Source organism: Streptomyces sp. NPDC096310 (assembly GCF_044763125.1).
In the GTDB taxonomy this organism is placed as follows: domain Bacteria; phylum Actinomycetota; class Actinomycetes; order Streptomycetales; family Streptomycetaceae; genus Streptomyces.
This window is the reverse complement of sequence record NZ_JBIWFO010000022.1, coordinates 97450-109498: the sequence shown is the minus strand read 5'-3', so window position 1 is coordinate 109498 and position 12049 is coordinate 97450. Positions and strand designations below refer to the sequence as shown.

Here is a 12049-nt window from a genome sequence, read left to right as displayed (position 1 = left end):
GCGGGCTTGAGGCGCGGATCGCGGAGGTGTCGGGGTACGTTTTCGATCTGGCCGTGGAACTTCCTTTTCGGGCGGTTCTGTTCACCCAGGGTCGGGGTCGTTCTGTTCTGGTGCTGGTGGTGCATCACATCGCGGGTGACGGGTGGTCGATGGGTCCGTTGTGGCGTGATCTGTCGGCGGCGTATGCGGCGCGGTGTGCGGGGCGGGCGCCGGAGTGGGAGCCGTTGCCGGTGCAGTACGCCGACTACGCGTTGTGGCAGCGGGACCTCCTCGGCGACCCGGACGACCCGGACAGCCTTCTCTCCGGCCAGCTCGCCTACTGGCGCGCGGCACTGGCCGGCGCCCCCGAGGAACTCGCCCTGCCCACCGACCGGCCCCGACCGGACGTCGAGAGCCACGCCGGTGAGCTGGTGCCGATGCACGTACCCACCGAACTGCACGGTCGGCTGGTGGAGTTGGCGCGGGCCGAGGGCGTGACGATGTTCATGGTGTGGCAGGCGGCCCTGGCCGTGCTGCTGTCCCGGCTCGGTGCGGGGGAGGACATCACACTGGGCGGCCCGGTGGCGGGCCGTACCGACGGAGCCGCGGACGACCTCGTCGGCTTCTTCGTCAACACCCTGGTGCTGCGCACCGACCTGTCCGGCGACCCGGACTTCACCGAGGTGCTGGCCCGGGTGCGGCAGGCCGCCCTCGGCGCCCTGGAACACCAGGACATCCCCTTCGAGCGGCTGGTCGAGGAGCTGTCACCGACCCGTTCCACGGGCCGCCACCCCCTCTTCCAGGTCGTTCTGGAGGTGCGGTCCGCCCCGCTCACCGTCCCCGAACTGACCGGCGCCGACGTCGAACCGCTCCCGTACGCCACCAGCGACGCCAAGTTCGACCTGGACCTGCAGATCGCGGAGAGCTTCGACGCCGTGGGCCGGCCCGCGGGCATGGCAGGTGCGCTCATCTACGCCACCGACCTCTTCGACCCCGGCACCGCCGAGACCCTCGTCGCACGCCTGTTGCGCGTCCTCGACGGCATGACACGGGATCCCGGCCGCCCCGTGCACACGGTCGACGTCCTCGAACCGGCCGAGCGGCAGCACGTCGTGGCGGAGTGGCCAGGCCGACAGCCGCACTACGCGGGCCCCGACGCCCGCGTCTACGTCCTGGACGCCCACCTCACCCCGGTGGCTCCGGGCGTACCCGGCGACGTGTACGTCATCGACGGCGCGGCCCGGGACGATGACGCCTCCGTACCCTGCCCGTTCACGGACGGCGGGAGCCTCATGCGACCCACCGGCGGCCGCGCTCGCTGGGACCGCGAAGGCCGGCTGCACGCGCTCGACCCGGAGCCCGGCCCGACCGCCGACGACACCGCCGCCGGACCGCCCGCGCGGCGTCCGGTGAGCCTGCGCGAGGAGTTGCTCTGCTCGGTGTTCGCCCATGTGCTGGGTGTGCCCCGGGTGGGGGTGGACGACGACTTCTTCGCGCTCGGCGGGCACTCGCTCCAGGCGGTGCGTCTGGCCAGCCGGATCCGCGCCGTCCTCGGTGTCGAACTCCGCGTCCGCACCCTGTTCGAGGCGCCGACCGTGGCGGGGCTGGCGGTCCGGCTGGCCGAGTCGGACGGTATTTCCGTGCGTCCCGGGTTGGCCGCTGGTCCGCGGCCGGGGCGGTTGCCGTTGTCGTTCGCGCAGCGCCGTCTGTGGTTCGTGGACCGTATGGAGGGTGCGAGCGCGCTGTACAACATTCCGTTGGTGCTGCGTCTGGCGGGCTGTGTCGACGTCGGTGCGCTGCGTATGGCTCTGGGGGATGTGCTGGGGCGGCACGAGACGTTGCGTACCCGGTTCCCGGAGGTGGACGGCGAGCCGTATCAGGAGATCGTGCCGGTCGCGGAGACTCCGGTCGAACTGCCGGTGATCCCCGTGGACGACGGCGGGCTTGAGGCGCGGATCGCGGAGGTGTCGGGGTACGTTTTCGATCTGGCCGTGGAACTTCCTTTTCGGGCGGTTCTGTTCACCCAGGGTCGGGATCGTTCTGTTCTGGTGCTGGTGGTGCATCACATCGCGGGTGACGGGTGGTCGATGGGTCCGTTGTGGCGTGATCTGTCGGCGGCGTATGCGGCGCGGTGTGCGGGGCGGGCGCCGGAGTGGGAGCCGTTGCCGGTGCAGTACGCCGACTACGCGTTGTGGCAGCGGGACCTCCTCGGCGACCCGGACGACCCCGACAGCCTCCTGCGCGGGCAGGTCGAGCACTGGCGGGCCGCACTCGACGGCGCCCCCCAGGAACTCACACTGCCACTCGACCGCCCCCGTACCGCCGGCACCGGACGCGGCGCCGGCTGGGCCGACATCGACGTCCCCACCGAACTGCACCGGCGGCTGGCGGAGTTGGCGCGGGCCGAGGGCGTGACGATGTTCATGGTGTGGCAGGCGGCCCTGGCCGTAATGCTGTCCCGGCTCGGTGCGGGGGAGGACATCACCCTCGGCAGCCCGGTGGCAGGCCGTACGGATGAGACGGTGGAGGACCTGGTGGGGTTCTTCGTCAACACCGTCGTGCTGCGCACCGACCTGTCCGGCGACCCGGACTTCACCGAGGTGCTGGCCCGGGTGCGGCAGGCCGCCCTCGGCGCCCTGGAACACCAGGACATCCCCTTCGACCGCCTCGTGGAGGAACTCGCTCCCACCCGCCACACCGGCCTCCACCCCCTCTTCCAGGTCATACTGGCCGTACAGAACATCCCGCGGAGCGACGTGGTGCTGCCCGGCCTTGAGGTCGACGCCCGTCCGGGCCTGCCCGCCCTGGCCAAGTTCGATCTCGACTTCCAGGTCGTCGAACTCTTCGACGACGCGGGCGAACCGGACGGCATGCTCGGCGGCCTCACCTACGCCACCGGCCTCTTCGATCCCGGTACCGCCGAGACCCTTGTCGCGCGCCTGCTGCGCGTCCTGGACGCCGTCACCACGGCCCCCCACCAGCCCGTCGCTCGCGTCGACCTTCTCGACCCCGCCGAACGGCGGCGCCTGGTCACCGAGTGGAACGCCACCCGCAGCGACACCCTGGCGCTCACCGTCCCGGAACTGTTCACCATCCGCGCCTCCCGCGCCCCGAAGGCCGTCGCCCTCATCTCCGGTACCGAACAGCTCACCTACGGCGAACTGGACGCCCGCTCCAACCGGCTCGCCCACCACCTCGTCGACCTCGGCGTCGCCCCCGAGACCCCGGTCGGCGTCGTCATGGACCGCTCGACCGACCTCGTCACCGCACTGCTCGCGATCCTCAAAGCCGGTGGCGCCTACGTCACCGTCGCCCCGGACCAGCCCGCCCCCCGGATCGCCGAGGTGCTGTCCCGCGCCGGGGTCGGCGTGTGCCTGGCCGACGGCAGGCACGCCGACGGCGTGCGCGACCACGTCTCCACCGTGGTCGTCGCCGACGACGGCGGCACCGCCTGGGCGGACCGCCCGGCCACCGCGGTCACCGGGCGAAGCCTGCCCGACCAGCTCGCCTACATCATGTTCACCTCCGGCTCCACCGGCGAACCGAAGGGCATCGCGACCACCCACCGGAACATCGCCGACCTCGCCGGCGACCGCTGCTGGCGGTTCCCCGGCACCGCCCGCGGCCTGTTCGCCGCACCGCACACCTTCGACGGCTCCACCGTGGAGCTGTGGGTGCGGCTGCTCACCAGCGGCGAACTCGTCGTCGCCCCGCCCGGCCGCCTGGACGCCGCCCGGCTGCGGTCCCTCGTCGCCCAGTACGCGCTGACACACGTACATCTGACGGCCGGCCTGTTCCGCGTCATCGCCGAGGAGGACCCGTCCGCCTTCGCCGGCGTCCGCGACGTGCTCACCGGAGCCGACGTCGTCCCCGAGGCCGCCGTACGGCAGATCCTCGAAGCGGTCCCCGGCATCGTCGTCCGCAGCAGCTACGGCCCCACCGAGGTCACCGTCATCGGCACCCAGATCCCACTGACCGATCCCCGGGGCATCGGCGAGATCGTCCCCATAGGCCGGCCCCTGGACAACACTCGCATGTACGTCCTCGACAACGCCCTGGACCCGGTCCCGGCGGGAGTCGCCGGAGAGCTGTACATCGCCGGGGCCGGCCTGGCCCGCGGCTACGTCGGCCGCGCCGGGCTCACCGCCGAACGCTTCGTGGCCTGCCCGTTCGACGGGGTCGGCGAACGTATGTACCGCACCGGTGACGTGGTGCGGTGGCGGGCCGACGGGGTGCTGGAGTTCGTCGGGCGCGTCGACGACCAGGTGAAGATCCGTGGGTTTCGGGTGGAGCCCGCGGAGGCCGAGTCACTGCTCGCCGCGCACCCGGCCGTGGCCCAGGCGGTGGTCGCAGTCCGGGAGGACACTCCGGGCGACAAACGCCTGGTGGCGTACGTGGTACCGGCGGCCGGCGCCGCCGGGCCGGCCGACGAGCTTCGCGATCACGTCGCCGCCCGGTTGCCGGACTACCTGGTGCCGAGCGCCGTGGTCACCCTGGGCCGGCTGCCGCTGACCGGCAACGGCAAGGTGGACCGGGCGGCGCTGCCCGCCCCCGAGACGGTCGCCGCCGGTGCGCCGGCCCGCCCGCCGTCGCTGCGCGAGGAACTGCTCTGCTCCGTCTTCGCCCATGTGCTGGGCGTGCCCCGGGTGGGGGTGGACGACGACTTCTTCGCGCTCGGCGGGCACTCGCTGCTCGCCGTACGCCTCGTCAGCCGCGTCCGCGCCGTTCTCGGCGCGGAGATTCCCGTGCACGCCGTCTTCGAGACGCCCAGCGTGACCGGACTGGCCGCGGCGATCGACGCGACCGGCGCCACCCCGGCCCGGCCCGCGCTCACGGCCAGGCCGCGGCCGGAGCGGCTGCCGCTGTCGTACGCCCAGCGCCGCCTGTGGTTCGTGGATCGCCTCGAAGGCGCCAGCGCGCTCTACAACATCCCTCTCGTGCTGCGGCTGACCGGCCTCCTCGACACCGGTGCGCTGCGTGCCGCCCTGGCCGACGTGGTGGCCCGGCACGAGAGCCTGCGCACCCGCTTCCCGCAGCAGGAGGGCCGGCCCCACCAGGACGTCGTACCCGCCGGCGAGGCCCGTCCGCGCCTGGACGTCGTGCCCGTCTCCCGCGCCGCGCTCGACGAGCGGATCGCCCAGGCCTCCCGCCACGTCTTCGACCTCGCCGGGGAACTCCCCGTGCGGGCCACCCTGTTCGACGTCGGCGGACCGGCCGCCGGTGGCGCGGCCGAATCGGCTGAAGGGGCCGGCGCGGCCGAGGCGGTGCTGGTCCTCGTCACCCACCACATCGCCGCCGACGGCTGGTCCCTGGCCCCGCTGCTGCGCGACCTGTCCACCGCCTATGCCGCCCGCCGCGCCGGGAGGCCGCCGCGCTGGGAACCGCTGCCGGTGCAGTACGCGGACCACACCCTGTGGCAGCGCGAACTCCTCGGCGACCCCGACGACCCGGACAGCCCCCTCAACGGCCAGGTCGCCTTCTGGAAGGACGCGCTGCGCGGCATCCCGGAGGAGCTGGAGCTGCCCACGGACCGGCCCCGGCCCGCGGTCGCGAGCCGGGAGGGGGACTGGGTGCCGCTGCGGGCGACGGACGAGTTGCACGGCGCACTGGCCGAATTGGCCGCCACACAGGGCGTCACGATGTTCATGGTGTGGCAGGCGGCCCTGGCCGTCCTGCTGTCCCGGCTCGGCGCGGGCGAGGACATCCCGCTGGGCAGCCCGGTCGCGGGCCGCACCGACGAGGCCGCCGACGACCTGGTCGGCTTCTTCGTCAACACCCTCGTGCTGCGCACCGATCTGTCCGGCGACCCCACCTTCGCCGAGGTCCTCGGCCGGGTACGAAGGTCGGCGCTGGGCGCGCTGGGACACCAGGAGGTGCCGTTCGAGCGGCTCGTGGAGGAACTGGCACCGGCCCGGTCCATGGCCCGCCACCCCCTCTTCCAGGTCATGCTGGCCGTACAGAACGTGCCCGCCGCCACCATCGACCTGCCGGGCCTGCGCATAGAGGGCGTCGCCACCGACGTGCCCGGCGCCAAGTTCGACCTCGACTTCCAGGTCGTCGAACGGTTCGACGACGAGGGCCGGCCCGCCGGCGTCGACGGCGGCCTCACCTACGCCGCCGACCTCTTCGACCGCGCCACCGCCGAGACCCTGGCCGCCCGGCTGCTGCACGTACTGCGCGTCGTCGCCGCGGACCCGCGGCTGCGGGTCCGCGACATCGACCCCCTGGACGCCACCGAACGGCACCACGTCCTCACCGGGTGGAACGCCACCGACCGGTCCGAGCCGGCCGCGACCGTGCCCGCCCGGTTCCGCGCGCAGGCCGCCCGTACCCCGGACGCCCCCGCTCTGATCGCCGACGGCACCCGCATGACGTACGCCGAACTCGACGCCGCCTCCGACCGGCTCGCGCGGCACCTCGTGCGCCACGGCGCCGGGCCGGAGAAGTACGTCGCCGTCGTCATGGACCGCTCACCGCGGATGGTCACCGCCCTCCTCGCCGTCCTGAAGACGGGCGGCGCCTATCTTCCCGTCGACACCGGATACCCGGCCGCCCGCATCGAGTTGATGCTCCGGGACACCGGCCCGGTCGCCCTCCTCACCACCAGCGACATCGCGGCCCGGCTGCCCGCGACGACCGCCGTACCGGTCCGCCTCGTCCTGGACGATCCGGCGACGCGTGCCGCCGTGCGCGCCGAGGCCGCCATGCCCCCGGCCCCGCTCCCGCACCTCGACGCCGCCGCCTATACCGTCTACACCTCCGGCTCCACCGGCACCCCCAAGGGCGTCGCCGTCACCCACCGCGCCATAGACCGGCTGGTCCGCCCCGCCGACTACGCGGGCGTCCGTGCCGGAGACGTCGTGGCGCACCTGGCGTCCGTGTCGTTCGACTGCACCACCTTCGAGATCTGGATCACCCTGCTCAACGGCGCCACCCTCGCCGTCGCCCCCGCCGGGACGCCGTCCGTCGCCTCCCTGCGCACCTTCCTGGCCGCGCACCGCGTCACCGTCGCCGTGCTGCCCACCGGACTGCTGCACCAGGTCGTCGACCTCGACGTCGACGCGCTGCGCGGTGTGCGCTCCCTGCTGACCGGCGGGGACGTGCTCTCCGTCGAGCACTGCCGTGCCCTGCTCGGCGCGTTGCCCGGCACCGTCCTGATCAACGGCTACGGCCCCACCGAGAGCACCACCTACACCCACAGCCACCCCGTCGGCCCGGCGGACGTCGACAGCGGCCGGGACATCCCCATCGGCCGCGCCCTGGCCCGCACCCGCGGCTACGTCCTTGACAGCGCCCTGCACCCGGCTCCCGTCGGTGTGCCCGGGGAGCTGTACATCGCCGGTGACGGACTCGCCCGCGGCTACGCCGGACGCCCCGGACTGACCGCCGAACGCTTCGTGGCCTGCCCGTTCGAGGGCGCGGGCGCCCGCATGTACCGCACCGGCGACCTGGTGCGGTGGCGGGCCGACGGGGTGCTTGAGTTCGTCGGACGCGTCGACGACCAGGCCAAGATCGGCGGATTCCGTGTCGAACCCGGCGAAGTGGAGGCCGTCGTGTCCGCGTACGCCGACGTGGCCCAGGCCGTGGTCACCGTCCGCGAGTACGGCCCCGACGACAAGCGCCTGGCGGCGTACGTGGTGCCGGCGGGCCCCGCCGTCGGTGCCGGACTGGTCTCCAGGCTGCGGGAGTTCGTGGCCGAGCGGCTGCCGAAACATCTGGTGCCGTCCTATGTGACGGTGCTCGACCGGCTGCCCCTGACCGCGAACGGCAAGGTGGACCGCGCCGGCCTGCCGGAGCCCGAACCCACGTCCGCGACCGATCCCGGACGCGCCCCGGCCTCCCCGCGCGAGGAACTCCTGTGCACCGCCTTCGCCTACGTGCTCGGTGTGCCGCGCGTCGGTCCCGACGACGACTTCTTCTCTCTGGGCGGGCACTCCCTGCTCGCGGTGCGGCTGGTCAGCCGCATCCGGGCCGTCCTCGGGTTGGAGACCTCCGTACGGGCGGTGTTCGAGGCGCCGACGGTGGCCGGACTCGCCCGGAAGCTGACACAGGCCGTCGGCCCGGTACGGCCGCCGGTGGCGCCCATGCCCCGGCCCGCCGTGCTGCCGGTGTCCTACGGGCAGAGCCGCCTGTGGTTCATGGACCGTCTGGAGGGCCCCAACCACCTCTACAACATCTGCCTGCTGCTGCGGCTGTCCGGGCCGTTGGACACCGCGGCCCTGCGGGCGGCCCTGGCCGATGTGGTGGCGCGGCACGAGAGCCTGCGGACGACCTTCCCCATGGTGGGCGATGAGCCGTCGCAGCTCGTCCACCCCGCCGGAGAAGCGGTCGTCGACCTGCCGACGACCACCGTCACGGCAGCGGAGCTGGCGGAGCGCCGCGGTGAGCTGGCCGCCCACGCCTTCGACCTCGCCACCGAACTGCCCGTGAAGGCCGACCTGTTCCGCCTCACGGACGATGAGTCACCCGGTGGCGAGGAATGGGCGCTCTCCCTGGTCGTCCATCACATCGCGGGCGACGGATGGTCGATGGGTCCCCTGTGGCGGGATCTGTCGGAGGCGTACGCGGCACGGCGCGCGGGGCACGGGCCGGGCTGGGAGCCGCTGCGGACGCAGTACGCCGACTACACGCTGTGGCAGCGGGACCTGCTGGGAGATATGGATCACCCGGACAGTGTGCTCGCCGAACAGGTGGCCTACTGGAAGGCCCAGCTCGGAGGGGCGCCCCAGGAGCTGGCCCTCCCGGTGGACCGGGTGCGGCCGGCCGTGGCCGGCCGCCGGGCCGGCTGGGTCCCGCTGCGGATACCGGCCCGATTGCACGCGCGACTGGTCGAGCTGACGCTCGGGCAGGGCGTGACGATGTTCATGCTGCTCCACGCGGCGGTGTCGGTGCTGCTGTCGAAGAGCGGCGCCGGGCGGGACATCGTGATCGGCAGCCCGGTGGCCGGGCGGATGGATCAGAGCCTGGACAAGCTGGTCGGATTCTTCTCCAACACCGTCGTGATGCGGACCGACCTGTCGGGCGACCCGGACTTCGTGGAACTGCTCCACCGGGTGCGTGCCACCGGTCTGGAGGCGTTCGAGCACCAGGACGTGCCCTTCGAGCGGCTCGTGGAGGAGCTGGCACCGGCCCGTTCGATGGCCAGGCACCCGCTGTTCCAGGTCCTGCTCGCCGTACAGAACAACCCCCGGTCGGTGCCGCAACTGCCCGGCGTGCGGGTGACCGAGGATTCCACCGGTCTGCCGTCGGCCAGGTTCGACCTGGACATCGAGGTCCACGAGCAGTTCGACGAGACGGGTGCGCCGGCGGGCCTGGACGGCGAGGTGGTGTTCGCCACCGAGCTGTTCGACCGGTCCACCGTGGAGCTCCTGACGGCCCGGCTCGTACGGGTCCTGGAGGCGGTCACCGCGGACCCCACCACGCCGGTGCACGGCATCGACCTGCTCGACGGTACGGAACGGCGGCGGGTGCTCGGGGAGTGGAACGACACCGCCCGCCCGGTGCCGGAGGCGACCCTTGCCGAACTCCTCCACCAGCAGGCCGAACGCACCCCCGACGCCATCGCCCTGTTCGCCGAGGAGGAGCGGGTCTCCTACGCCGAGCTGGACGCGCGGACGAACAGGCTCGCCCGGTACCTGATCGCCCGTGGGGCGGGACCGGAAGCCCCGGTCGGCGTGGTCATGGACCGCTCCGTGGAACAGGTCGTCGCACTGCTGGCCGTCATCAAGGCCGGCGGCGCCTACCTGGCCATCGACACCGACCAGCCGCTCCGGCGCGTGGACCGCACGCTTGCCGACGCCTCTCCGGTCGCCGTGGTGAGCACGGCGGGCGTCGCCTCCCGGCTCCGGCGCCCCACCGGCCCGTCCCGCCCGGCCTCAGCCGTGGCGGAGTGGATCACGCTGGACGACCCGGAGGTACGGGCGGCGGTGGCCGCGGCGGACGCCCGGGCGGTCACCGACGCCGACCGGACCACACCACTGCGGTCCGGCCATCCGGCCTATGTGATGTACACCTCCGGGTCCACCGGCACCCCGAAGGGCGTCACCGTCACGCACCACGGAGTGGTCAACCAGCTCGCCTGGATGCAGGAGGAGTTCCATCTGCGAGCGGTGGACAGGATCCTGCAGAAGGCTTCGTTCGGGTTCGACGCCTCGGTGTGGGAGCTGTTCTGGCCGTTGCTGAACGGCGCCGGGATCGTGCTGGCCCGGCCGGGCGGGCACCGGGATCCCCGCTACCTGACCGAGTTGATCAACCGGGAACGGGTGACGGTCGTTCAGCTCGTCCCCTCAGTGCTGCGGACGTTCCTGGAAGAAGCGGCCATGGAGAGGTGCACCAGCCTGCGGACGGTCCTCTGCCTCGGGGAGGCGCTGCCGGCGCCGGTGCGCGACCGCTGCCGAGCCGTGCTGGGCGTGCCGTTGCACAACCTCTACGGGCCCACCGAAGCCTCGATCGCCGTCACCTCCTGGGAGTGCGATCCGGAGCGGGACGGCGGGACCGTGCCCATCGGACGGCCCATCTGGAACATCAGGGCCTATGTGCTCGACGCCGGGCTCCGGCCCGTGCCACCCGGTGTGGCGGGGGAGTTGTACCTGGCCGGCGACGGGCTGGCCCGGGGCTATCTGGGGCGTCCCGCGCTCACCGCCGAGCGGTTCGTGGCCTGCCCGTTCGGGCCGACCGGTGAACGGATGTACCGGACAGGGGACGTGGCCCGGTGGGATGCCGCGGGCCGGCTGGAGTTCGTCGGCCGAGTCGACGACCAGGTCAAGATGCGCGGATTCCGGATCGAGCCGGGTGAGGTCGAGGCGGCACTGGCCGGGCACGAGCGGGTGGCGCAGGCCGCCGTCGTCGTCAGGGAGGACCTTCCCGGTTCTCCGCGCCTGGTGGCCTACGTCGTCGCCGGTACCGGAACCGGTGACGACAGGGTGCGGCTGGCGGCGGCGGTACGGGAGTTCGCGGCGAGCCGGCTGCCGGAGTACATGGTGCCGTCGGCGGTGGTCGTGCTGGAGGAACTGCCGCTGACGGCGAACGGCAAGCTGGACCGCGCCGCGCTCCCCGTCCCCGACCACGGGGCCGGTCCCGGATCGCGCGGGCGCGGCCCGGTCACCCTGCGGGAGCAACTGCTCTGCTCGATCTTCGAGCAGGTGCTGGAAGTACCGTCCGTCGAGGTCGAGGAGAGCTTCTTCGAGCGGGGTGGGAACTCGCTGCTGGCGGTGCGCCTGGTCAACCGCATCCGGGCGGTCCTCGACGCGGAGGTCCCGGTACGGGCGGTCTTCGAGGCGCCGACCGTCGCCGGCCTCCTCGACCGGATCGCCCGGGGCGGGCAGCAGAAGTCCACGGATGTGCTGGTGCCCATGCGTTCGAGCGGCGACCGGACGCCGATCTTCTGCGCCCACACCGTGCTGGGGCTCGGTTGGGAGTACGGCTGGCTCGCCAACTGCGTATCGGACCGGTATCCGCTCTACGCCCTGCGGCCCCGGGGCACGGACACGGGCGCGGCCGAACTGCCCGACTCGCTGTCGCGGATGGCCGCCGACTACGTCGCACAGATCCGCACCGTGCAGGCCACGGGCCCCTACCAACTGCTCGGCTGGTCCTTCGGCGGGAATGTCGTCCAGGAGATGGCCGCCCAGCTCCGGGACGCCGGCGAGGAGGTGTCGCTCCTGGTCGTGCTGGATTCGAGCCCGATGGACGGCGCCCCCACCGCGGAGCAGCGGGCGGGCTTCGTCGAGCAGGAGAACACGGTGGCCGGGGCGCTCACCGGAGAGGAGCACGAGGCGTACGTCCGGATCGTACGCAACAACACGAAGATCCTTCTCGCACACCGGACCCGGAAGACGACCGGTGACCTGCTGCTGCTCTCCGCGGACGCGGAACCGAAGGCCGACCTGTGGCATCCCCTCGTCGCCGGCGAGGTCCGGGAGCACACTCTCGACTGCTCCCACCGCGAGATGCTGACCAACCCTGACGTCGCCCGGCGGATCTGGGACATCGTGGCCGCCGAGTTGGACGGCAGGCCGGCCGAGTAGTTCCCGCCGGGACCATCCGCGGGGAAGCCGCCCCGCGCCGTTTC

At 72.9% G+C, this 12049-nt stretch carries 1 protein-coding gene; it reads left to right on the top strand.

Going from position 1 to position 12049, the window contains the following annotated elements; all coding sequences use genetic code 11:
• Nucleotides 1-26 precede the first annotated feature (26 nt).
• Nucleotides 27-12005, top strand: coding sequence for an amino acid adenylation domain-containing protein (locus ACIQ7D_RS30230; RefSeq protein ID WP_403942974.1), 11979 nt, complete (start codon nt 27-29; stop codon nt 12003-12005).
• Nucleotides 12006-12049: the final 44 nt, after the last annotated feature.